This window comes from Paraburkholderia polaris, assembly GCF_012927345.1.
GTDB classification, from domain to species: domain Bacteria; phylum Pseudomonadota; class Gammaproteobacteria; order Burkholderiales; family Burkholderiaceae; genus Paraburkholderia; species Paraburkholderia polaris.
This window is the reverse complement of record NZ_JABBGJ010000015.1, coordinates 17835-39926: the sequence shown is the minus strand read 5'-3', so window position 1 is coordinate 39926 and position 22092 is coordinate 17835. Positions and strand designations below refer to the sequence as shown.

General features: G+C 62.8%; 22 protein-coding genes. 7 read left to right on the top strand and 15 right to left on the bottom strand.

Translation table 11 applies throughout. The annotated features are described in order from the left end of the window. Positions 1 to 2 precede the first annotated feature (2 nt). Positions 3 to 1007: an MlaA family lipoprotein gene (locus HHL24_RS15380; protein WP_169486313.1), complete on the top strand. Its 1005-nt coding sequence runs from the start codon at positions 3 to 5 to the stop codon at positions 1005 to 1007. A 575-nt stretch (positions 1008 to 1582) separates the two neighbouring features. Here HHL24_RS15380 and HHL24_RS15375 read toward each other — a convergent pair. The 8 genes from HHL24_RS15375 to HHL24_RS15340 form a co-directional block, all read right to left on the bottom strand. Then, on the bottom strand, positions 1583 to 2065 hold the full coding sequence (locus HHL24_RS15375) for an acyl-CoA thioesterase (RefSeq protein ID WP_169486312.1): 483 nt from the start codon (positions 2063 to 2065) through the stop codon (positions 1583 to 1585). A gap of 175 nt (positions 2066 to 2240) precedes the next feature. Further along, complete coding sequence (locus HHL24_RS15370) at positions 2241 to 2972, bottom strand: phosphorylase (protein ID WP_169486311.1); 732 nt, start codon at positions 2970 to 2972, stop codon at positions 2241 to 2243. Between the two features lie 3 nt (positions 2973 to 2975). Next, on the bottom strand, positions 2976 to 5012 hold the full coding sequence (gene shc / locus HHL24_RS15365) for a squalene--hopene cyclase (RefSeq protein ID WP_169486310.1): 2037 nt from the start codon (positions 5010 to 5012) through the stop codon (positions 2976 to 2978). Continuing rightward, the gene (gene hpnE, locus HHL24_RS15360; RefSeq protein ID WP_169486309.1) at positions 5009 to 6280 is read right to left on the bottom strand and encodes a hydroxysqualene dehydroxylase HpnE; all 1272 of its coding nucleotides are present in this window, start codon (positions 6278 to 6280) and stop codon (positions 5009 to 5011) included. The genes shc and hpnE overlap by 4 nt, the downstream gene beginning before the upstream one ends. 4 nt (positions 6281 to 6284) lie before the next feature. Next, a complete protein-coding gene (gene hpnD, locus HHL24_RS15355; protein WP_169486308.1) occupies positions 6285 to 7133 on the bottom strand; it encodes a presqualene diphosphate synthase HpnD in 849 nt (282 codons plus the stop codon). 268 nt (positions 7134 to 7401) lie between these two features. Then, positions 7402 to 8340, bottom strand: coding sequence for a sensor domain-containing diguanylate cyclase (locus HHL24_RS15350; protein ID WP_169486307.1), 939 nt, complete (start codon positions 8338 to 8340; stop codon positions 7402 to 7404). Continuing rightward, positions 8337 to 8960, bottom strand: a complete 624-nt coding sequence (locus tag HHL24_RS15345) for a chemotaxis protein CheC (RefSeq protein ID WP_169486306.1) — start codon at positions 8958 to 8960, stop codon at positions 8337 to 8339. Before HHL24_RS15345 ends, HHL24_RS15350 begins: the two co-directional genes overlap by 4 nt. Beyond that, entirely contained in the window at positions 8953 to 9321 is a 369-nt protein-coding gene (locus tag HHL24_RS15340; RefSeq protein WP_169486305.1) for a response regulator, read from the bottom strand. The genes HHL24_RS15345 and HHL24_RS15340 overlap by 8 nt, the downstream gene beginning before the upstream one ends. Positions 9322 to 10000: 679 nt before the next feature. Here HHL24_RS15340 and HHL24_RS15335 point away from each other — a divergent pair. Both HHL24_RS15335 and HHL24_RS15330 read left to right on the top strand, forming a co-directional pair. Then, positions 10001 to 12289 carry a hybrid sensor histidine kinase/response regulator gene (locus tag HHL24_RS15335; protein ID WP_169486304.1) on the top strand — a complete coding sequence of 763 codons (2289 nt, stop codon included), beginning with the start codon at positions 10001 to 10003 and terminating at the stop codon, positions 12287 to 12289. A gap of 215 nt (positions 12290 to 12504) precedes the next feature. Then, complete coding sequence (locus HHL24_RS15330; RefSeq protein ID WP_169486303.1) at positions 12505 to 13539, top strand: hypothetical protein; 1035 nt, start codon at positions 12505 to 12507, stop codon at positions 13537 to 13539. Positions 13540 to 13643: 104 nt separating this feature from the next. Here the strand turns inward: HHL24_RS15330 and HHL24_RS15325 are convergent, their stop codons facing one another. From HHL24_RS15325 to HHL24_RS44575, 4 genes are all read right to left on the bottom strand, one after another. Beyond that, positions 13644 to 14198, bottom strand: a complete 555-nt coding sequence (locus tag HHL24_RS15325) for an NADPH-dependent FMN reductase (RefSeq protein ID WP_169486302.1) — start codon at positions 14196 to 14198, stop codon at positions 13644 to 13646. A 279-nt stretch (positions 14199 to 14477) separates the two neighbouring features. After that, the gene (locus HHL24_RS15320) at positions 14478 to 14747 is read right to left on the bottom strand and encodes a DUF6723 family protein (protein WP_230417477.1); all 270 of its coding nucleotides are present in this window, start codon (positions 14745 to 14747) and stop codon (positions 14478 to 14480) included. Between the two features lie 11 nt (positions 14748 to 14758). Beyond that, a complete protein-coding gene (locus tag HHL24_RS15315; protein WP_169486301.1) occupies positions 14759 to 15043 on the bottom strand; it encodes a hypothetical protein in 285 nt (94 codons plus the stop codon). Between the two features lie 542 nt (positions 15044 to 15585). Continuing rightward, positions 15586 to 15717 carry a hypothetical protein gene (locus HHL24_RS44575; RefSeq protein WP_268966718.1) on the bottom strand — a complete coding sequence of 44 codons (132 nt, stop codon included), beginning with the start codon at positions 15715 to 15717 and terminating at the stop codon, positions 15586 to 15588. Positions 15718 to 16166: 449 nt separating this feature from the next. Between HHL24_RS44575 and HHL24_RS15310 the strand changes: the two genes are divergently transcribed. Further along, positions 16167 to 16775 carry an RNA polymerase factor sigma-70 gene (locus HHL24_RS15310; RefSeq protein ID WP_169486300.1) on the top strand — a complete coding sequence of 203 codons (609 nt, stop codon included), beginning with the start codon at positions 16167 to 16169 and terminating at the stop codon, positions 16773 to 16775. Next, positions 16762 to 16965 carry a zf-HC2 domain-containing protein gene (locus tag HHL24_RS15305; protein WP_169486299.1) on the top strand — a complete coding sequence of 68 codons (204 nt, stop codon included), beginning with the start codon at positions 16762 to 16764 and terminating at the stop codon, positions 16963 to 16965. The genes HHL24_RS15310 and HHL24_RS15305 overlap by 14 nt, the downstream gene beginning before the upstream one ends. A 119-nt stretch (positions 16966 to 17084) precedes the next feature. Here the strand turns inward: HHL24_RS15305 and HHL24_RS15300 are convergent, their stop codons facing one another. Continuing rightward, positions 17085 to 17375, bottom strand: a complete 291-nt coding sequence (locus tag HHL24_RS15300; protein ID WP_169486298.1) for a DUF1272 domain-containing protein — start codon at positions 17373 to 17375, stop codon at positions 17085 to 17087. A gap of 137 nt (positions 17376 to 17512) precedes the next feature. Next, entirely contained in the window at positions 17513 to 18889 is a 1377-nt protein-coding gene (locus tag HHL24_RS15295; RefSeq protein ID WP_169486297.1) for a GntT/GntP/DsdX family permease, read from the bottom strand. A gap of 228 nt (positions 18890 to 19117) precedes the next feature. Here HHL24_RS15295 and HHL24_RS15290 point away from each other — a divergent pair, with 228 nt between their 5' ends. Then, positions 19118 to 20101 carry a sulfonate ABC transporter substrate-binding protein gene (locus HHL24_RS15290; protein ID WP_169486296.1) on the top strand — a complete coding sequence of 328 codons (984 nt, stop codon included), beginning with the start codon at positions 19118 to 19120 and terminating at the stop codon, positions 20099 to 20101. Between the two features lie 35 nt (positions 20102 to 20136). Here HHL24_RS15290 and arsC read toward each other — a convergent pair whose 3' ends face one another. Beyond that, entirely contained in the window at positions 20137 to 20496 is a 360-nt protein-coding gene (gene arsC / locus HHL24_RS15285; protein WP_169486295.1) for an arsenate reductase (glutaredoxin), read from the bottom strand. Positions 20497 to 21412: 916 nt separating this feature from the next. Here arsC and parA point away from each other — a divergent pair. Further along, positions 21413 to 22075, top strand: a complete 663-nt coding sequence (parA, locus tag HHL24_RS15280) for a ParA family partition ATPase (RefSeq protein ID WP_028195981.1) — start codon at positions 21413 to 21415, stop codon at positions 22073 to 22075. Positions 22076 to 22092 lie beyond the last annotated feature (17 nt).

Genomic DNA, 22092 nt, shown 5'->3' with positions numbered 1-22092 from the left:
GCATGAAGCTGCGAACCACTGTGCTGGCGCTGGCCGCCACCGGTCTGATCTCTGGCTGCGCGACCGGCCCCGACCGCAAACCGGGCGACCCGTTCGAGCCGGCGAACCGCGTGATTTTCAATTTCAATGACGGCGTGGACCGCTTCATCGCCGTTCCGGTCGCCAAGGGTTACCAGAAGGTAACGCCACAGCCGTTGCGCACGGCGGTGAGCAACTTCTTCTCGAATCTGGGCGACCTGACCAACGCTGCCAACAACCTGTTGCAACTGAAGATCACGGACGCGACCGAAGACCTCGTACGTTTCGCGTTCAATTCGACCTTTGGACTCGGCGGCCTGCTCGACTGGGCGACGCCAGCCGGCCTGCCGAAGCACCACCAGGACTTCGGTTTGACGCTGGGCCACTGGGGCATCCCGTCGGGCCCATACCTGGTCTTGCCGCTGTTTGGTCCAAGCACGGTGCGTGACAGCATGGGCCTGATCGTGGACGTGAAGGTCAACCCGCTGAACTACATTGAGCCGGCGGTGCGCAACCCGCTGTACGTGCTGCAGTTCGTGAGCGTGCGCTCCGACCTGCTGGGCGCATCCGACCTGCTGCAACAGGCCGCGTTGGACAAATATTCGTTCGTTCGCGACGCCTATACGCAGCAGCGCAAAGCGCGTTTGCGCGGCACGGGCGACAACGCTGCACCGCTCCCGAACTACGACGACCAGGAGGGCGACTCCGGCGCTGCCGCGCCCGCCACGGGTGCTTCGGGTGTTTCGGGCGCGGCGGCGGGCTTGCCGAACTACGCGGACCCCGGCGACGCAGCCGAAGCCCCGAACGCAGGTTCGGGAAGCGCCACAGGCGCCCCGGGGGGCGTACCGAACTACTCTGACCCGGGCGAGACACCGAACGCCCCAACGGCGGCGCCTGCTGCGGCATCGAGCGCAGCGGCACCGGCACCGGCATCGCAAACCGCGCCCACGGCCAAGAAACCACCGGAAACGGTCCCGGCGGCCCAATAAGGGATTTGAGTCAGACGCCCCGGCGCGCGCAAAGCGTGCCGGGCCGTCCTGAAGCGGGCCAGGAAATTAGCGTGCGAAACGGCGAAGCCGATGCCGGCAGGCCTCAGCCCTGAGCTTTGCTGATAGCTGTGAACACTGCGCACACCGAAGCCGCACGAGCGAGCGGAAACCGGTGGGGGTTACGCGGCACGCGCCAAAGCCGAGCGAGTGAGTGGCAACTGCAAACGGCGGGGCTTAATACGGAAAGCGTGTCCGAGCGAAGCAGGCTGTTTTATGAAGTACGCTTCGGCGCGCGTAGCGTCGCTGGAAGAATGATGCCCTTGTCACTGGCGCCGAATGGGCGAGAACACAGATTCCAGATGCACCACTACCCTCAGCAAGCCACGGGACCCGCTTAGTATTGGCGGTTTAAGCCGCTTTCTTTGCTTATCTTTCTTTGCGGCGGCAAAGAAAGTAAGTGCCTGCCCCGCACAGGGGCGACGCTAATAAACCAATAAGAAATCAAGAAAGGCCAAAACCGCAAGCAAACAAAGAATAAGCGCCGCGAAAAGCAAAAAGAGCAAAAAGAGCCAAGCTTAATGCAAACTCTCAACCTCCCCACGCAAACCACCACCCTCGTCATCCGCGCCAGCGGCCCCTTGCGGCATAGCCCGCGAATCCCCCTCCCGATACCGCTTAAACGCCTCATCCGCAAAACGAATCTGCGTCCGCCCATGCGGCATGGGCTCGCCATTCTCATCGAGATTAACAAACACCATCTTCTCGACGGTCAAAATACTCTTGCGAGTAATCTTATTCCGCACTTCACAGCGAAGCGTAATAGACGTACGTCCAAAATGCGTAGCGGTCATTCCGAGTTCAATAATGTCCCCCTGCCGGGCAGAGCTAACGAAATTAATCTCGGACATAAACTTGGTTACGACCCGCTGGTTATCGAGCTGACAGATGGCATAGATAGCGGCTTCTTCATCGATCCAGCGCAGGAGGCTGCCCCCAAACAGCGTACCGTTGGGGTTGAGATCTTCGGGCTTGACCCACTTTCTGGTATGAAAATTCATCTGGTACTCCGTGTTTGAAGGCACCGAGGTTGAGGGCGGGCGCCCCAAACCTAGGGTTAACACTGACACTATACCAAATATAAGGGTTTTCCCTAGTATTTCAATAAACGCGGAATCGGCGCCGGGAAGCGCCGGCGGTACCACCCAGCAAACCACAGACGAACAGCAACCGCCTTCAGCCAACAGCCAACCGCAAAACCCCAGCCTCCCCCATCGCATGCCGCGCCTGGACCAACGAGCTCCGCGCCGCCCGCGCATCGACGGCGACCTGAATCAGCGCCCCGAGCTGCGACGGCTGCCGCAACAGCTCCCGCAGAATCGGCCCTAACGCCGTGGTGCCATCGTCACGCAAGCCGGCGGTTGCAGCGGATGGCAGCGTCCGCCAGGCCGGATCGACAATCGCGCGGCACACCGCGAACGGCAGGCCATGCGCGGCGGCCGTCGCGCCGGCAATGTGCGATTCCATGTCGACGGCCAAAGCACCCGTCGAGCGATGCAGCACGCGCTTGTCATCGGCAGTGACCAAGGGCGCGGTCACGGCAGCGATCAGGCCACGCCGCAGACGCGCCACCAGCGGCCCGGTCGCCAGCGCAGCGGCGAGCCTGTCAGCCCACGGCCGATCGGTCTGCAGCCTCCCAAACGGCCCCTCAACGGCCTCCGCGACGATTAGCGTGCCCGGCTCCAGGTCGGGCGCCAAACCGCCCGCCGTACCGAAACTGACGATCCCCGAGCAGCCGCGCGCGACCGCCGCGCTCAACGCCCGCTCCAGCAGATCGGCGCGTGCCGCGTAGACCACCTCAACACCCTTGCCGCGCGCGATGCGCGCTTCGAACGCCATGCCCGTCACCACGATCACCGGCAAGGTGTTGCGGCCGGCGCCGGCTACCGGCGTTGTCGAAAGCGCCATCCGTTACATCCCGACCGCGACGCGCGTCAGCCCGTTGCGTTTCAGATGACGGAAGCGCGCCAACGCCCACAACGGGAAGAACTTGCGATAGCCGTGATAGCGCAGATAGAACACGCGCGGGAAACCGGTCGCCGTGAAGCGCGTTTCGTCCCACAGGCCGTGCTCGCGCTGTTCGCGCTGCAAATACTCGACGCCACGCGCCACCGCCTCGTGATTCACCTCGCCCGCCGCCATCAGACCCATTAGCGCCCATGCGGTTTGCGAAGCCGTGCTCGGCGCGCGCTCGTAGCCGCGATAGTCGAGTTTGTAGCTCTCGCCGCCCTCACCCCAGCCGCCGTCTTCGTTCTGGATCGACAGGAGCCACTGCGCGGCGCGCTTCATGCGCGGGTCGTCGTGCGGCAGACCTGCGGCGTTCAGCGAACACAGCGCGGTCCACGTGCCGTAGATGTAGTTCAGGCCCCAGCGGCCGTACCAGCTGCCGTCCGATTCCTGTTCCTTCAGCATGTAATCGAACGCGCGTTGCGCCGGCTCGCTGCCCTGCGGGAATTCGCCGAGTTGCGCGAGCATCGACAGGCAGCGGCCCGACACGTCCGCGGTCGGCGGATCGAGCAATGCGCCGTGATCGGAGAACGGAATGTTGTTCAGGTAGTACTGCGTGTTTTCCGGTTCGAACGCGCCCCAGCCGCCATCGCTGCTTTGCATGCCGACCACCCATTCGCGCGCCCGCGCAATGGCTTCGCGGTCGACATCCGATTGCGTCAGCGCCGCCGAGCGTTGCATCGCCATGACGACCACCGCCGTATCGTCGACGTCGGGATAGTGCGCGTTGTTGTACTGGAACGCCCAGCCGCCAGGACGCACGTTCGGACGGCGTGAGATCCAGTCGCCGCGCACGTCGAGAATCTGCAGCGGACGCAGCCATGCCAGCCCGCGTTCAGCCGCTTGCTCGGCATGCTCTTCGCCGGTCTCGAGCAGCGCGTGCGCCACCAGCGAGGTATCCCACACTGGCGACAAACAAGGTTGGCAATATGCTTCGTCATCCTTGATGACGAGCAGCTTTTCGATCGACTGGCGAGCAATCGCGCGGTTCGGATGATCGGCCGGATAGCCGAGCACGTCGTACATCATCACCGAGTTGGCCATGGCCGGGAAAATCGCGCCGAGGCCGTCTTCGCCATTCAGCCGTTCGTCGACAAAGCGCACTGCCTCGCGCACCGACCGTTCGCGCGTCGCCTTCGGGAACAGGCCGTCGACCATGCGCAACATCACGTCCACCCCGCGGAAAAAGCGGAACCAGCCGAGGTGCTGATGCGGTGCCCGATCCCGCATGCCGGTGTTGACCGGCGCGCCGCGGAACAACTCGTCGATACGTACACGGCGGGGATTGCGCGCCACCGGCCGCTTCGCGTTCAGCACCAGCAACGGCACAATCACGGTCCGCGCCCAGTACGACACCTTCGACAGATGGAACGGGAACCATTGAGGCAGCAGCATGATTTCCACGGGCATCATCGGCACGGCACGCCACGACACCACGCCGAACAGCGCAAGCAGAATCCGCGTGAACACATTCACCGTTTCCGCGCCGCCGTTCGCCAGAATCGCTTCGCGCGCGCGGACCATGTGCTCGGCATCCGGCGAGTCGCCTATCATCTTCAGTGCGAAGTACGCCTTCACGCTGGCGCTGATGTCGAGCGCGCCGTCGGTGAAGAGCGGCCAGCCGCCATCCGCCAGCTGGATGCGGCGCAGATAGCGGCCAATCTTCTGCTCCAGTTCCAGGTTCGGCGTTTCGCCGAGATAGTGGACGAGGAGCACATATTCGGCGGGAATCGTCGCGTCGGCTTCGAGTTCGTAGACCCAGTGGCCGTCCGGCTTCTGCGCGGCGAGGATCGCGTCGGTGGCGCGCGTGATCGCAGCGTCGAGCGGCCCAGCGGACGCTTGCGGCGCAACCATAGGCTCAGCGTTCGACGCGGTCGGCGCCGCATCGGCGAATTCAGGCAGGACGGCGTCCAGCGGCTGGGCTTGAGATAAGTCGTTCATCGGCGTTCCATCGGTTGATTCAGCAGCGTGTCCGCGGCCTTCTGGCCGGAGCGGATCGCGCCTTCAATCGTCGCGGGCAGGCCGGTGGCCGTCCAGTCGCCCGCGAGCATCAAGTTACTCCAGCGAGTGCGCGTGCCGGGGCGCAGCATTTCCTGATCCGGCAAGGCAGCAAACGTCGCGCGTTTTTCCGTCACGACCTGCCAGGCCGGCATCGGCTCGGCTGGCAAGTTGGCAGCCTGAGCCACTTCGGCCCAAATGGTTTTCGCGAGCGCTTCATGCGGTGTGTCGAGCAGGTTTTCAGCGGCGTTGACCGTGACCGACACGCGGCCCTCGTGGGCGAACAGCCAATCGGCCGTCGCATTGAGCAGCCCTGTGATCGGCGCCATACCGAACGGCGGCTCGACCGCGAAATGCACGTTGACGGTCGCGGCGAAGCGATTCGGCGAGCGCAAGCCGGGCACAAGCGTCTGTGCAATGTCCGGCGGCGCCGCGAGCACCACGGCCTGGTTCGCTTCGATCGCGATGGTTTCGTCCGCGAAATTCAGCGCCGAGACACGGCCGGGGCCGGTGTCGGCAAACACCATGTCCTTCAGGCGCGACCCGAGCCGGATTGCCGCGCCGCCATGCTGCAACAGACGCAGCGCCGGGTCGACAAAGGCGCTGCCCAGACCGTTCTTCGCCACCAGCGGCCGGCACGCCAGACCACCGGCGACCAGCGTCTCCCTGACCATCGCGCCCGTCAGCTCCGCCGACGCCTCACGCGGCTCGACATTGAGCAGCGCGAGAAACAGCGGCCGCAGCAGGCGGTCCCACAGCGGGCCATTGCAGCGCATGGTCTGCGCCACACTGCGCCCGGGCTTGGCGAACAGCAGCGGCACGAGTGCCAGATAGTCGCTCGGGCCGGTATTCGGCACGCGCGCGTTCGGGTCGAAGATCCACCAGGGCAAGTAGCCCGGCGACAGGCGCACGGTCCAGCGCGCCCGCGTCGCCAGATCCACGAAGGGATACTCGGGCTGGGCCGGGCCCGTCAGCTCGTCGGCGGCGCCGATCGCGCGCAAATAATTGAGCGTGGCCAAATTACCCGACAGCACCATGTGATTGCCGCTGTCGATTGTCGCGCCCAGCTTGGGATCGTAATACGAACGGCAACGGCCACCCGCCTGAGGCGCCGCTTCATGCAGCACGACTTGTGCGCCGCGGCGCTGCAATTGCACCGCCGTGGCCAGGCCGGCGAGGCCGGCGCCGATCACATGGATGAGCTTTGGCATCAGCTCAGAAGAGCGCGTAACGCGCGACGATCCACAGCATGCGCAGTTTCGGCTTGCTGACCTTCGTACGCGGAATGTCGAAACCGCGCTCGAGCGTGCGTTCGAGCAGGACGCGATAGACGCCCGACATGATGCGCGGCGCACGCACGTGGTTGCGCGGCTCGCGGTCCATGAGCGCGTCGGAGGCGGCGAAATGCGCCTTGGCGCGCTCGGCGAGCGTCGCGCAGACGCGCGGCAGCGACGGATCGTCGGCGATCTGCGTCGGGCTCTCCACCGCAATGCCTTCGCGCGCCAGCAATTCGTGCGGCAGGTAGCAGCGGTTGATACCGGCGTCTTCGTCGATATCGCGCAAGATGTTGGTCAGTTGCAGCGCGCGGCCCAGATGGTGCGCGAGCAAACGGCCCGGCTCTTCCTGCATCCCGAATATCCTCACCGATAGGCGGCCCGCCGCACTGGCGACCCGGTCACAGTACAGGTCGAGCGTGGCTTCGTCGGGTGCGCAAATGTCGGCGGCGGCGTCCATCGCCATGCCGTCGATCATCGCGTGAAAATCTTCGCGTTGCAGGTGAAACGTATGAATGTGCCGCGTCAGCGCGCGCAAGGAAGCGCGCGGTGAGCCGGCAAAGCACGCGTCGATGTCGGCGCGCCAGCGCTCGAGCGCGGCGGCGCGTTCGGCGCGCGGCATGCCGCTGTCGGCGATATCGTCGACAGCGCGGCAGAAGGCGTAGACCTGATACATCGCGTCGCGCTGCGCGGCCGGCAGGATGCGCATCGCGAGATAAAACGAGCTGCCGGATGTGGCGGCAGCGGCGTCGATTTCTGTATCGTCCACGACAAGATTGGAAACAGCCAAGACGATCTCCGCTGGAGGCGCCCGCTGAAAGGCGTTCAAGAAATTTTATGCTTACCGCAGGACTAGCGGCCCGCGCGCGCGGACACGCGCGAAACACCCGGCAGGGATGCCGGAAACGGCGAAAAGTATAGCAACCTTTGTGAGATGCCGCAGTTTTGGGCGAATAAGAGGACGGAAGGAGCCCCGGATCCGACGGTGAAACACATCCGAGGGTACGGCGTGCGCGATATGCTGCGCCCGACGCGTGGAGCAAACGCGCGCGGCCTTGTCAGATAAACGCCACCGAGCGGTTGCGTCCCTGCCGCTTCGCGCTGTACAGCGCCGCGTCGGCCTCATTGATGAGCACGTCATACGCCAGCACGCCCACGCGTGCCGCCGCACCGCCGACACTCGCCGTCACCGGCACACTCGTGCCCAGCACTTCGACCGGCGTATCGGCAATCGTGCAGCGGATCTTTTCTGCGACCCGCATGGCGTCTTCGAGCGGCGTACACGGCAACAGCAAGGCAAACTCCTCGCCACCGAAACGCCCGAAGGTATCCTGCGCCCGCACCACCTCGGCAACCCGCTGCGCCATCACGCGCAACACCGTATCGCCGACGCCGTGACCGAATTGGTCGTTGATTTTCTTGAAGTGATCGAGATCGAACAGCAGCACGGACATTTCGCCACCGTAGCGCTGCCAGCGTGTGTATTCATCGCGCAGGCGCGCTTCGAAGAAACGCCGGTTGGCGATACCCGTCAGACCGTCACGGTCCGCGTATTCCTGCAGCTTGGCAACCGCTTCTTCACGTTCGCGCTGCACGATGCTGACATGCGTGACATCCGAGATGGTCACGCACACGGCCACCACCTCGCGATCACGCGTCAGCGGCATGAACGTGCAGTCCTGCTGCATGAAATCGACGCCGCCGGTAATCGGCCGGTCGTGATCGAACTTGAAGAGATACGGGCGCTGCTCCCACGAACTGAACGCGAAACTGCCTAGCTGAAACACGCTTTCGATCTTGCGCGACAGCCACACGCGCGGCAACTCCGGAAAGTGCGTGAAGAGCGATTTGCCCACCACCTGTTCCGGCGACAAACCGCTGTGATCCTGCATGAAGCGATTCCACATGAGCACGTTCATCTCGCGATCGAGCACGAAGATGCCGAAACCGACACGTTCGACCACCAGATCGCTCAACGAGTCCACGGACACATTCATAGGCTCGACAACAGCTCGTCGAGCGCCTCGTTCATGTGGCGAATCGACTCTTCTGCCATCAGCATCACAAGGTGCGCGCGGAAGCTTTGGTCCTCGAGCGCGAAATTGACTTCGACCAGCAGCGCGACTTCCCATTGCAGCACGCCGGGCTGGAACACTTCGTCGAGCGTCATCGCTTCGCCGAGCAAGCCCGGCGCGGAGAAGACCGGCGTGCGGCCGAGCTGGTCGAGAATGCACGAGACACACGCGCCGGTCAGCACGTTCGCGACGTCGAACACGAGTTCTTTCTGGCTCACCGTCTCGTAGCTCGAGCGCGAATACGGATCGCTGACGAGCGAACACAACTGCTCAATGCTGTCGCTGCGGCAGATCACCAACGCTTCGCCCTTGATGTCGGAGCGAAAGCCCTGACGCACCGCGCTCACCGTGTCCTCGATCCCGGTCATCTCGCGCAGCGCCGCTGCCGCCTCGCTCACCGCCACCACCTTCACGCGCGGCACCGACAATTCGATGAACGCATCGAGCAGGCGCGCGAGACGCGTCGCGGCCTGGCCCATCGCCAGATTGGCGACCTCTTGCAGCGCGTCGCGCTGGTCTTCGGTGAGGACTGGCTCAGACATACAACCCGTACTCCTTGAGGATGGGTAGTACCGCCTCGGGCGTCACGGGCTTGGCGATGAATGCGGCGGCGCCGAGCGCGCGCACGCGCGACTGGGCCATCGGCTGAACATCGGCGGAGACGACGATGACGAAGGTGTTCAGGTCCTCATGCTGCAATGCTTCCAGCACCTGATAGCCGGTCATGTCCGGCATCGTCAGGTCGAGGAACATCACCGACGCTTTGCCTTCGCGATACAGGCCGAGCGCTTCGCGCCCGTTCGCCGCGTAGGACACGTCGACATCCCAGTCCGGCGGCAATGCCTTGGTGAGCACCTTGCGGGCAAGCAACGAATCGTCGGCGATCACAATGGGCAAAGGCATAGGCGGGTCGGTAAGCGGAATTAGCTCTTGCGCGTTAACGGCGGGTAGAGTCGATTTCTTTAGCGGGCGGTCTGTCGACCAGCGGTAAAGCGGGCTGAAGCTTGCGAGAATGCAGCTTGCAAACGAGCGGGGAGAGCGCACAGCGAGGCGCTTTTGACGGAACCCGTGGGCACGCATGGATGCGTGCGAGCACGGTGGACGACGGCTATGACCGGCATGTTCGAAGCCTACCCCGTAGATGAATCCGCGCGGCTTCACGGATCGGGCTGGTCCCCTTGCCGCGCGCCTGTTTCCACGAGCGGCTCAGGTCACGCGTTGTGCGCGTTGTCTGGCGGCCCTCGCGGCAGATGCATCCGAACATGGCGGACACATTAGTTGTAATGGCGTCGATTCTCGAAGCAAAACGGTGGAAAGGCAACACGCCAATTTCGCTATGATTAAAGAAATTTTCCTACCAAGTGCTATTTTTAAAAATACTTTGATAGATTTGGAAGGATTTTCCTTGCATTTATGCTTTTGTGTACGTTTGCGCTTCTTCATTTGTCACTGATTTAGACTGCAGACAAATCAGGGGCCGACCATTTGTCACAGTAACCAGTCGCGCCGCTCCATGTCTATGCTTTTCGTATGAAGCCGACTCCCGGCCCTTTCGTCCCGAACGACCTTAGCGTTATCGACCATGACACCAGACCGGTTCGACCCGCCCGAAGCGAGCCGCCTTCCCGCCAGCCGACAAGGCGAGGCGCGGTTTCCAGCCGTGCCGGAACAGAATTTCCACGTCCGCCGCATCACGCTGATCGCGCTGCTGATCGCAGCCATCGTGCTGCCATGCGTGTACGTCGCGGCGATGGCGTTCAGCGATCTGCGCGGGCGCATGGCCGACGCGACCGACGTGACGCTACGCACCGTGCGCGTGGCGGAAGAACATGCGCTGAAAGTGTTCGACATGAACGAGACGCTGGACGCGCGCATCGTCGATCTGACACAAGGTCTGGACGACAACGGCATTCGCGCTAAAGAAGGCGAGATTCACGAGAAACTGCGCACCATGGGCGGCGGTTATCCTCAGGTGGCGGCCGTCTCGATTTTCGGCCGTGAGGGCGATCTGCTCGCCACCAGCCGGTTCTATCCCGCGCCGGTGTTGTCGATTGCCGATCACGAAGATTTCATCGGCATTCGCGACGGCAAGGGCCTCGAGCATGTCTCAAAGGTGATGACGGGACATGTTGTGGGCGAGCAGGTATTCAACACCGGCGTGGAGCGCCTCGCCGCCGACGGCTCGTTTGCCGGGGTCGTCTCGGTGGCGCTGCGGCCCAGCTATTTCGACGCGTTCTACCGGGAACTGCTCGGCGGCAGCGACAACACGCCGATGACCATGAGCCTGCTCCGCACTGACGGCGCGATCCTCGCGCACTATCCGCGCCGCCCGCGCGAGCCGGTGGTGATGGCGCCGACTTCGCCACTGGCCGAAGCGCTGACGCAAGGACGGCGCGCCGGCGTCGTACGAATGCATTCCGACATCGACGGCGACAATGTGATCCTCGCATTCCGGCGCGTCGGCGCCTATCCGGTGTACGTATCCTGCGCCTATCGCACCTCGGCGATCTGGGCCGGGTGGTACCGGCATCTGAGCGTGCTGATGCTGTCGATGTTCACGCCGTCCATCGTGCTGTGGTGCGTGATCTGGCTGTCGCTGCGGCGCCTTGGTGCTGAAGAGGAAGCGTGGGAGCGCTGGCAGGCCGAAGCCTCGATGCGCCGCTCGATCGAATCCGCGTATCGCCAGTCGCGCAAGATGGAGGCGCTCGGCAATCTGGTCGGCAGCGTGGCGCACGATTTCAACAACCTGCTCATGATCGTCTCGGCCAACGTGCAGATTGCCCGGCGGCGCGGCACGCCAGGGCTCGACCGCGAGTTGTCGGCGATGGAGCGGGCGCTCAAGAGCGGCCAGTCGCTCACCCGGCAATTGCTCGGCGTCGCGCGCAAGCAGCCGTTGCGCAACGAGACGCTGGCGCTCGAGCGCTGGCTGCCGGCATGTCGCGAACTGTTGCGCGCGTCGCTCGGCGCGAAGATTTCGCTGGTGATGGACATCGGCGTCAATATCTGGCCCATGCGTGTCGACGTCGCCGAACTCGAACTGGCGCTGATCAACATCGCTGTGAACGCGCGCGACGCCATGCCCAACGGCGGCCGCTTCACGGTGCGAGCCGCCAATATCAACTTCCGCCACGAGGACGGCTTTCCGTTGACCGGCGACTTCGTCCAACTGTCGCTTGAAGACACCGGCGGCGGCATGCCACCGGAAGTGCTCGCGCGCGCCTTCGAACCGCTTTTCACGACGAAGCCCAACGGCATGGGCACGGGTCTCGGGCTGCCGCAAGTTTTCGCTTTCTGCGAGCGCTCCGGCGGCCTTGCCGCGATCGACAGCGCAATCGGCGCGGGCACCTCGGTGCGGCTCTATCTGCCGCGCGCCACGGCCGAGCCCGAGGCCGAATTGCCGGCGGAGGCGGGCGTCGAGGAAAGCGGCGCACCGCACGGCTTGCGCATCCTGCTGGTCGAGGACAACGATGAAGTCGCCGCCGGCACCGAAGCCCTGTTGCAGATGATGGGCCACCAGGTCACGTGTGTGTTCAACGCCGATACCGCACTGCGCCTATTCGACGACGCCCACGCGAGGCAGGCGCGCACCGGCGAGCCGCTGCCGTTCGATCTGGTGCTGTCGGACATCCACATGCCCGGCACCATGAACGGCATCGACCTGGCCGAAGCCGTGCTGGCTTTCGACACCAGGCTGCCGGTCATTCTGGTCACCGGGTACGCGGAAGAACTCGACCGTGCACGGCATGTGGACGTGCGGGTGCTGTCCAAACCTTTCGATATCGCGTTGCTGGAAACGCTCCTGCAAGCCATCCAGCGCGATCTGGCGCAGACGGGCGCCGATCCGGCTGCGGCGGCGCATCCGGCCGGCTAAAGCCGGCCGTGCCAAGGTCACCGCCAATTACCGGCGGTTGTAAAAGCGCAGCAGCGGGTTGCCGCGGTTCTACGTATCCAGATCGGTGCAGGCGGCCAGCCGCGGCCGTGTGGGCACGTCGTGCCGGCCCCGGCATGATCGTTGCGGCGTTTTAGGGAAGAAGGTCGACGCGTTCCCGCGCCGCCTGTTCCACCTAAAACCGTCGGGAGACAGCCATGCGCCACACTGTGATTGGTTTATTCGACACCTATTCTCAAGCAGAAGCCGCGCGCGACACGCTTGTGCAGACCGGTTTTGCACGCGAAACGATCGAGTTGCAGGCGAATCCGGAACCCTCCGTCGGCTCCGCAACCGATGAGGTTGCCAGCTCCGGCGTGCTCGCCAATATCGAGCGCTTTCTCTCGAGCCTGTTTGCGACCGGCCCCCGCGCGCCGGAGACGGCCCGTTACGCCGAAGCCGTGCGCCGCGGCGCCGTGCTGGTGTGCGTCAGCGCGGCAAGCGAGTCGCATGCGGAACTCGCTCGCGATACCTTGAAGAGGCTGGGCGCGGCCGACATCGGCGAGCGCTCGCCCGATTGGGACCGGTCGCCGGAATCGAGCCGCGATCATTCGATACTCGACGAACTCGGGATCGGCGCAGTGACGCCCGGCACGCCGCATACATCGAGCGTTGCGACGCCCGGCGTAGCAATGCCTAATGAGGCGACGCCGGGTTCAACCGCGCGGCCTGCAACCCCGGCCGATTCACTCTATCCGCCGCCGCTCATGGGCACCGACGCCGAGCCGTTCGTCCCACCGCCGGTGGCTGAGCGGCCGATGCGCGACCCGGTCAACGAGCCGATCACCGACCCGCTGGTCGGTGACGCGGGACGTACCGCAATCGCTGCCGGCTCGATGCCGGGCTCCGGCGCGATCTTGCAGCCGTCGGAAGTCGTTTCCGAAGCGGGGCAGCCGACCGCGGGTTTAGGCGGCCAGATGCCAAACGAGTATCTGGAATACGAAGAGGATTTCCGCACGCACTTCGACGAGCAATACGCGGCCGAGAGTTCGCGCTATGAAGATTACGTGCCGGCCTATCGCTACGGCGCGGAGATCGGTCAGGACGCGCGCTATCGGGACCGTCCGTGGGACGACGTCGAGCCGGAAGCCCGGCGTCATTGGGAAACCACCTCGCCCGACAGCACGTGGGAGCGCTTCAAGCTCGCCGTGCGTCATGGCTGGGAAAGGGTGACGGGGCATCACCACGTCTAAGCGGCCAAGCAAAGCGCCGACGTACCGTGAACTTGCGGCAACGTCGGCGTTTTCAATCCGGACATGCCTTTGCAAAGCCGGCCGGGTTGGCCCAAATTTGACCGTCAGGCGGCAGTCTGACGCTTGACCCATGCGACATAGCGGTCGACGAACGTCTGCAGAAACTTGCGGGTGCCGTCGTTCACGATCTCGCCCTTCTCGTTGATGACCGCCGGGTCGTGCTTGATGAACACCTCAGGCTGGCCGAGTGTGGCGACATCCAGGTACGCCAGCACATTGCGCAGATGCTGTTGCGCCAATGCCGTGCCGGTCGCGCCGACCGATGTGCCGAGCACCGCACCCGGCTTGTTGCGCCACGAATTGGTGCCCCACGGACGCGAACCCCAGTCGAGTGCGTTCTTCAGCACGCCCGGAATGGAGCGGTTGTACTCGGGCGTGACGAACAATAGGCCGTCGGCGGCTTCGACGCGCTGCTTCAGGTGTCTGGCGACTTCGGGATAGTCGGCGTCGTAATCCTGGCAATAAAGCGGCAAAGAACCAATATCGATGAATTCGAACGTGAAGTCCGCGGGCGCGAGTGAAATCACGGCTTGCGCCAATTGGCGGTTGAACGAACCGCGGCGCAGACTGCCGACGACGACTGCGATGTGATGGGCCATGTTCGCTTCCTTGGGTGGGGCGCTTGACGCGCAAAAGGGTACGAACTGTCCATCATAGGCAAAAGCCGCACGGGATGGCGGCGTCGGGGACAAAACGCCCGCATCTGGCTGCGCAGACTCCCTGCCGTCTCAAAAGTTGCGACCGGTGGATAACCCGGTAGCACCCAAAGTTATCCACAGATTCACTGAATAACCTTGTGGATAACTGGTACTTTTGCCTTGTCAATCAAGCATACTTTCGGTCTAGGACGTTTTTAGGCAAATGCGCGATCGTCGCTGTCATTCAGGGACTGCGATGTCGCCATCCACGAGCTGCCAACCGTACGTCTCGGCAAACAGTTGAGCAGCATCGGTCGTTTCAAAAAACGGCATGTCCGCGTGGCCCTGAAAGGGATAGATCACGCGCTCGTCGTTCAACCGGATCACCTTCAGTGTCGGCACCGTCCCGCTGGACGTTCGACGCGACGACACGGCGACCTGATAGTTCGCGCGGCCAGTTAGCGGCGTGGAATTCGCGCCCTGCGAGCGCCTGGAAACTTGACTTGCCATCGGCGCGCGCATCAAAGCCCGGCGATCGATTGGCCGGCAACCATGCCGTCGATCACCCGCTCCGCGTAACTCGCCGATGCAATGCGCGCGTCGCCGGCCGCGCCAAACGGAGAACGGCTCGGCACGCGAAATACACGGCTGCTGGTCAAGGAGTCGTCGGTGCCGCGTCGGCAGATTCGTACTGCGGCGTCAAAGCCCGCATCGTAGTGGCGGGCGCCATCGGGAGAGCGCGGCTGGTGCGGATAAACCAGTGGATAAATCTCGAGGCCCCGGTAACTTCTGATCGTATTGCTCATGGTGGTCGTCTCCGGTGAAGGATCTCGCTTGAAATGTGTCGCTGAATGTGCGGCATGACGCCGGCGAGTCGCGGCGTTCTAGCGAAAGACACAGTGTTGATCGACGATGCGCGTAAAGAGCGGCCGCTTCTGTCAGCCACGCCGACGGCATCGCAAAGCGAAGTAGAAGGAAAGGACCCTGTTCGATTCAGGGCGCTGTGATGAGAGGCTGATGCCTGAGGGACTGCGTAAAACGCGCAGGAGAACTGCAAGCTGTTGGCTCACTGTAACACGTTAGAAGAGTGAGCATTAGACGCATTTGCCCGCCGGGCGCGGGTGTTGCTTTGGAGTGCCGCGTATTGTGTACCGCTTTCTGTTTCGCGACACTCGCACGCCGATGGCGTGGGCCCTCAGCCATGTTCTGCCGATGCCTTGCAGGCGCGTCAAACGACCTGGATTAAATGCAAAAAGGGGCGCCTTTTCGGAGCCCCTTTTTGATTTCGAGAACCTGCTTCGTCAGCAGACTCGCGCTGGACATGTGTCCGGCTGCGTCTTCCAGACGATTAGTTGCCGAAGAACACGTTGCAGTATGATGCCGGGCCGTTGCATTGGGCCGGTGCGGCAGCGTGGGCTGCGCCCGAAGCAGCAGCAAACAGGGCGACGGAAGCGATCAGGGCGGTAAGAATGCGTTTCATGGTGCGACTCCTCTTCAGCGTTTGGTTTGCGATCTGGGGCGATCGATGGACTGAAGAATAGCCATTCAGTGTCCGCCTAAAAATACCGAAGACACAAAGACATAATTTCAAATTGTGAAATAATCCGGGCGTGTATTTAGGGCGGGTTTTAGACGTACCCGCCCGCACGTCTCGCCTATGCGCTGAAGGTCACGGTTGGTTATCGCAGCGTTAATTTCATTTTTCGCAATAATGTTTTTCGCTGTCATAAAGACCGTCGCGCCACGACTAAGGTCTTCAGGTCATCGCTTGCTGGCGGCCACATGTTCAATACCGATACGCTTGCGCAGGGACGTGCGGGAGAATGGCGCACACGCTTAGGCACTGCGCGAGGAGACCTACCCGCCTATGAACCACAACGATTCAGGAGAAAACGTGCGGCAACCACGAGCGCGGCGACGGAGCATGCCATGGCGCAAGTAAGCGGGCCGCCGCTCGACGATCCCGTCTATCTGACGCAACTGCGGCGCGACCTGTTGCGCTTCGCGCGTTTGCAACTCCGCGACGCCGCTGCCGCCGAAGACGCCGTCCAGGAAGCCCTGGCCGCCGCCTGGACGCAAGCCGACCGGTTTGCCGCGCAATCGGAGCACAAGACGTGGGTGTTCGGCATCCTGCGGCACAAGCTCGTCGATACCTTGCGTGCGCGGCAGCGCACGGTGAACCTGTCGGCGCTCGAATCCGAAATCGACGGCGAAGCGCTGCTCGATCGCGAACTCTTCAAGGACAACGGCCACTGGTCGCGCGAGGCTAAGCCGCACCCGTGGCCGACGCCGGAAACCGCGCTGCGTCAGCAGCAATTCTGGACCTTGTTCGAGATGTGTCTGGAACACTTGCCCGAGCACATCGGGCGCGTGTTCATGATGCGCGAATTCCTCGATCTCGAAACCGAAGCGATCTGCGCCGAACTGCAGATGACCGCCAATCACTGCAGCGTGCTGATCTACCGCGCGCGGTTGCGCTTGCGCACTTGCCTGAGTGAAAAGGGCCTATCCAGAGAGGATGCGAATGGGGAAGTGTAAAAACATCACGCGCCTGTTGTCGGACGCGCTCGATCGCCCTTTGACGACCGGCGAATGGGTCGCGATCCGGCTGCATCTGCCGACTTGCAGCGGCTGCCGCAATTACCGCAAACAGATCCGCTTGCTGCGTGTGGCTGCGCATACGGTGAGCGGGATCGCGACGCCGGGGGAAGGCGGCAGCGACGATTGAAGTGGCGTCGGGGTTTGAGTGGTGCGTCGAGCGGTGCGTTGAGCGGTGCGTTGAGCGGTGGCCTTGTGGGCTGCGGCGAACGGCGGCGCTTTGAACGCCGCCCTCAGCGGGTGGCTTGTTTAGCGTTCGCCGGGCGGCATGTTCCGGTAGCGCTCGAAGAAGCTGGCGTGCGCCGCTTCATCGATGGAGACGGGATGCGCTTCGGCGCAAGCCGGATGTTTGGCCAACTGCGCACGCGTGCGGATCGGCCGATGCTGGAAATTGCCGCCGCAGTTTGGACACACATTGCGCAGCGTGCTGAGCGCACACACTTCACAGAAGGTGCATTCGTACGTGCAGATCATCGCGTCGGGCGCGTTCGGTGGCAGTGATTTGCCGCATGCTTCGCAGGACGGTCTCAGTTCAAGCATGGTGGCTCCACGTCGGCAGGAGAGCGAGGTGCGGGACTGCGCCTCGCCTATGCCGAAGCAGTGTAAGCGGGCAGGGCCATGCGGAATTGACAGCTGAGCGTCAATTCCCGCCACTGTTTGCGATCCTTATGCCGGGCTCAGGTCAACACGGTCCACAACACGAACGTCAACACGAGGCCGACGACGGATACGATCGTCTGCAGCACCGACCAGACCATAACCGTCTGCTTCAATTGCAGCCCGAAGTACTCCCGCACCATCCAGAAGCCTGCATCGTTCACGTGGCAGAAGAACACGGAACCGGCGCCGATTGCGAGTGCCATCAGCGAATTGTGAGTCGCGCTGAGGCCCACGACGACCGGCGCGACGATACCGGCGGTCGTGGTGGTCGCAACCGTCGCGGAACCGGTGGCCTGCCGCAGTGCGACGGCGATCAGCCACGCCAGCAGAATCAGCGGCATGTGCGCGCCGACGGCGATCTTGCCAATCGTCGTGCTGATGCCGGCCACCACGAGCGCCTGCTTGAGGCCTCCGCCTGCGCCGATGGTCAGCAGCAGTGCGGCGATCGGCGGCAAGCTCTTGCGCAGAATGCCGCCGACCCGGTCGCGTGCCATGCCACGCGACCAGCCCAGCGCCACCACCGCGAACAACACGGTGAGGCCGAGCGCGACCAACGGCTCACCCAGAAAATTGAGTGCGTTGAACAGGAAAGTCTCGGGTTGAAGCAGAAGCTTGGCAACCGTGCGGCCGAGCATCAGCACGACCGGCAACAGGATCGTGATGAGCGAGATCGCGAAACTCGGCGGCTCGCCGGTAGTTTGTTGCGCGGTGAAAAGCTTGCCCATTTCTTCCGGCTCTGCCACGTGCATCCGTTTCGACAACCAGATGCCGTAGAGCGGGCCCGCGAGAATGACCGCAGGAATCGCGACGATCAGGCCGAGACCGAGTGTCAGGCCGAGATCGGCATGCAGCGCGCTCACCGCGATCAGCGGACCCGGATGAGGCGGCAGCAGTGCGTGCAGCGTGGTCATGCCGGCGAGCGCGGGAATCGCAATGCGCAGGATCGGCTGCTGCGAGCGGCGCGCCATGACGAAGATGATTGGCACCATCATCACCAGGCCGACTTCGAAGAAGAGCGGCAAGCCGACGATGATCGCCACCAGCGCCATCATCCACGGCAGCGTGCGTGGCGTGGAATGTTTGAGGATGGTCGAGACGAGTCGGTCGGCGGCGCCCGATTCGGCCATTAGCGCACCGAGCATCGCCCCGAGCGCGATGATGATACCGACGTCGCCGAGCAACGCACCGGCGCCTTTGCTGAAGGCGCTGGCCACCGCTTCCAACGGCAGACCGGCCGAAAAACCCGCAGCGAACGTGCCGACCAGAATCGACAGAAACGGCGCGAGCTTCAGCACGCTGATGAAAACGATGATCAGTGCGAGCCCGAGCACGCACGACAAGATCAGTTGAGTGTCGTGGGATGACCACGGCGCGAGTGTTGTCGTCAGATGCACTGATGTCCCTTTTTCGATTGACACAGCCGCGACTGCGCGCGGATGAGGGATTGTAGCGGGGCATGGCGGCTTGGCGCAGCCAGCCACGCAGATCGGGACCTCTGAGGTGTCACGTACCTTCCAGCGTGATTTGCTTATGCGAATTTATCGGTTCGTCCAGGCTTGCAGACGAATTATCGTCGGAGCCAACCGGTCCGTTTTGCGTCCGTCTCTTTAACGAGCACTTTTATGTCCCGTCATCCGCTGCTCAACCGCCGCGCGTTTATCGCCGGCGTGGGCGCCTCGCTGGCCGCCGCGGCCTTGCCCGTTGTCTCCACGTCAGTCTTCGCGGCGGATACGCATGCGAAGGAATTTCGGATCGGTTATCAGAAAGCGGCCAGTACGCTCGTGTTACTGAAGGCGCACGGCACGCTCGAAAAGCGGCTCGCGCCGCTTGGCATCACGGTTAAGTGGACTGAGTTTCCCGCCGGGCCGCAGTTGCTCGAAGGATTGAATGTCGGCGCGATCGACTTCGGTTATATCGGCGAAGCGCCGCCGGTATTCGCGCAGGCGGCCGGCGCGAACTTCGTCTACACCGCTTATGAGATCCCCACGCCACATGCAGAAGGCATCCTCGTGCATCAGGACGCGCCGATCAAAACGCTGGCCGATCTGAAGGGCAAAAAGATCGCGCTCAATAAAGGTTCGGACGTTCACTGGTTTCTGGTCGCCGCATTGCAGAAGAGCGGCGTGAAGTACAGCGATATCCAACCCGTTTTTCTGGCGCCCGCCGATGCGCGTGCGGCCTTCGAACGCGGAGCGATCGACGCATGGGCGATCTGGGACCCGTTCCTCGAGGCGGCAAAACGCCAGTCGAATGCCCGCTTACTTGCCGACGCCGAAGGTATCGTGAGTCACCATCAGTTCTTCCTGAGCGCGCGGCCGTTTGCGCAGCAAAACGGTGACGTGCTCGCGATCGTGATGGACGAGGTGGGTAAAGAGGGAGAGTGGGTACGCGGCCACTACAGCGAAGCCGCCGCCCAGCTCGCGCCGATTCAAGGGCTCGACGCAGGTGTGATCGAAGCGGGCTTGCGGCACTACGCGCACATCTACAAGCCCGTCGACGCGGACGTACTTGCAGAACAACAACGTATCGCCGACACGTTCAGCGAACTGCGCATCATCCCGACAAAGATCGTGACGAAGGACGCTGCCTTGCCTGCCAAAGCCTAGGGCATCAGGGCACTTGAGCCGTGATGTTTCGACGCTTAGGCGAATAGCACTTCGACATTCTCCGGCGGGCGGCCAATCACGGCTCGCCCGTTTCGCACGACGATCGGTCGTTGCAGGAGGATGGGGTGCTTTTCCAATGCTTCGTATAACTGAGCGTCGCTCAGGGTGGCATCGGAGAGCTGAAGTTCTTTGTATTCGGCTTCGGTGTCGCGGATCATCTCGCGCACCGTGCAGCCTAACTGCGCGTTGAGTTGCGTTAACTGTGCAACCGTGAGTGGTTGCTTCAGGTATTCGACGATTTCCGTCGGTTCGTTTGCGCTGTTGTAGGTGCTAGCGATCAGGTCGCACGTGGCTCGCGATTTTGAACAACGGGGGTTGTGGTAGATGGTAATCATGGTTGTTTGGTAGGCGGTGTTTGTTGAGTTGCAGGGAGCTATTTTGTGGGGATTTTAGCGGGTGCTGGGAGTCAGGTGGGGTCACTGGGCGGGGTGGGGTGAGCGGGCTTCATTTGGTTGGGGAAAGGGGCTTCGCCTGTTGGTGATGGTGTCGTTCGGTTTATGCGCATAAAGCACTGGCGGGGAGGTTGTTGTCACGTGCCTTGGACGGCACGCGTCGCTCTGCGGAATGCTTCGACGCGTATTGCGTGGGGCCTGCCGCTGTACGCATGAACGCGGGACTTCGCGCTGCAGTTCGCCAGTCCCAGTCCCAGTCCCAGTCCCAGCGCCGTGCCGTGCCGTGCCGTGCCGTGCCGTGCCGTGCCGTGCCGTGCCGTGCCGTGCCGTGCCGTGCCGTGCCGTGCCAACAGGATCACGCATCAATCGGCGCGGTCAACCTCACGGCGGCGACTCGATGCGGGAGTAGTGCCCGAAAGGTTTATGCGCATAAAGATGCCGACGCAAAACGGCTCGCGGGGCACGCTCGTGACCCGCATACGCTCCTTGCCGTCAACAGCCGAGTCATGCAAAACCGATACGACGAGGCGAGACCCGCCCAAGCTGAGCAGCCTCGAGTCCAAAATGACTAACGCTCCCCGCTATATCAAAAGGCGTCGCCGCACATCGTGCTGGATCGCGCAGCCGATTCCCCCCTTCGCCACCTATAGCGTCTGATATCTCCAAGACGCCACCAACGTGTTTCCGCTGATCGCGCTTCACAGTCGCCACGCCGTAGCTCGCCATGCCCACATCCTTTATGCGCATAAACCTTAACCCTATCCCAAACGGCTAATTCTTCTCGCGTTTACACAAAAACGATTGAAATGCGAATTCATCCAGGTAAAATCCATCTGCGTCTAAAAAGAGGAGGTGAAGATTGGCAGCAGAAATCATCGCGGTAACTCAGCAGAAGGGTGGGGTCGGGAAGAGCACAATCGCGATGCACCTCGGGGCTGCGTTCCATGAGAAAGGCAAGCGCGTCCTCGTCGTAGACGCAGATGGTCAAAACACACTGATCCATTGGGCCAGTGCATCATCAGACGGTGAAACCGGCATCCCCTTTCCGGTAGTCAACCTCTCCGAAGCCGGCAGCCAGATCCATCGCGAGATCAAGAAGTTCGTGGCGGACTACGACATCATCGTCGTCGACTGTCCGCCCTCCATCACCGAGAAAGTGTCAGGCGTCGTGTTACTCGCGGCGAGCGTCGCGATCATGCCAACCTCGTCGTCGCCCGCCGACTATTGGTCGAGCGTCGGACTGGTGAAACTCGTGCAGCAAGCCCAGGTCATGAACGAGGACCTGCGCGCCGTCTTTCTGCTGAATAAGACCGAAGAGAAACGGATGCTGACGCGTGAACTGAAGCGCGCGTTGGAAGAGCTCGGTTTCCCATTGCTCAAGACCCAGATCCCGACGCGCGAAGCCTACAAGCAGGCAATGGCGTTAGGGCAGACAGTGCTTCAGATGAACGATCGCGGCGCCAAGCTCGCCGCCATCGAAGTACGGGCGTGCGCCAACGAGATCGCAGCCTTGCTCCCCTGAATTTATGCGCATAAAGG

Excerpts from the sequence above, each read along its gene's own strand:
- HHL24_RS15380 (WP_169486313.1), top strand. The coding sequence starts at position 3 with ATGAAGCTGCGAACCACTGTGCTGGCGCTGGCCGCCACCGGTCTGATC.
- HHL24_RS15375 (WP_169486312.1), bottom strand. The coding sequence starts at position 2,065 with ATGAATTTTCATACCAGAAAGTGGGTCAAGCCCGAAGATCTCAACCCC.
- HHL24_RS15370 (WP_169486311.1), bottom strand. The coding sequence starts at position 2,972 with ATGGCGCTTTCGACAACGCCGGTAGCCGGCGCCGGCCGCAACACCTTG.
- shc (WP_169486310.1), bottom strand. The coding sequence starts at position 5,012 with ATGAACGACTTATCTCAAGCCCAGCCGCTGGACGCCGTCCTGCCTGAA.
- hpnE (WP_169486309.1), bottom strand. The coding sequence starts at position 6,280 with ATGCCAAAGCTCATCCATGTGATCGGCGCCGGCCTCGCCGGCCTGGCC.
- HHL24_RS15350 (WP_169486307.1), bottom strand. The coding sequence starts at position 8,340 with ATGAATGTGTCCGTGGACTCGTTGAGCGATCTGGTGGTCGAACGTGTC.
- HHL24_RS15345 (WP_169486306.1), bottom strand. The coding sequence starts at position 8,960 with ATGTCTGAGCCAGTCCTCACCGAAGACCAGCGCGACGCGCTGCAAGAG.
- HHL24_RS15340 (WP_169486305.1), bottom strand. The coding sequence starts at position 9,321 with ATGCCTTTGCCCATTGTGATCGCCGACGATTCGTTGCTTGCCCGCAAG.
- HHL24_RS15335 (WP_169486304.1), top strand. The coding sequence starts at position 10,001 with ATGACACCAGACCGGTTCGACCCGCCCGAAGCGAGCCGCCTTCCCGCC.
- HHL24_RS15330 (WP_169486303.1), top strand. The coding sequence starts at position 12,505 with ATGCGCCACACTGTGATTGGTTTATTCGACACCTATTCTCAAGCAGAA.
- HHL24_RS15325 (WP_169486302.1), bottom strand. The coding sequence starts at position 14,198 with ATGGCCCATCACATCGCAGTCGTCGTCGGCAGTCTGCGCCGCGGTTCG.
- HHL24_RS15320 (WP_230417477.1), bottom strand. The coding sequence starts at position 14,747 with ATGGCAAGTCAAGTTTCCAGGCGCTCGCAGGGCGCGAATTCCACGCCG.
- HHL24_RS15315 (WP_169486301.1), bottom strand. The coding sequence starts at position 15,043 with ATGAGCAATACGATCAGAAGTTACCGGGGCCTCGAGATTTATCCACTG.
- HHL24_RS44575 (WP_268966718.1), bottom strand. The coding sequence starts at position 15,717 with ATGAAACGCATTCTTACCGCCCTGATCGCTTCCGTCGCCCTGTTTGCT.
- HHL24_RS15310 (WP_169486300.1), top strand. The coding sequence starts at position 16,167 with ATGGCGCAAGTAAGCGGGCCGCCGCTCGACGATCCCGTCTATCTGACG.
- HHL24_RS15305 (WP_169486299.1), top strand. The coding sequence starts at position 16,762 with ATGGGGAAGTGTAAAAACATCACGCGCCTGTTGTCGGACGCGCTCGAT.
- HHL24_RS15300 (WP_169486298.1), bottom strand. The coding sequence starts at position 17,375 with ATGCTTGAACTGAGACCGTCCTGCGAAGCATGCGGCAAATCACTGCCA.
- HHL24_RS15290 (WP_169486296.1), top strand. The coding sequence starts at position 19,118 with ATGTCCCGTCATCCGCTGCTCAACCGCCGCGCGTTTATCGCCGGCGTG.
- arsC (WP_169486295.1), bottom strand. The coding sequence starts at position 20,496 with ATGATTACCATCTACCACAACCCCCGTTGTTCAAAATCGCGAGCCACG.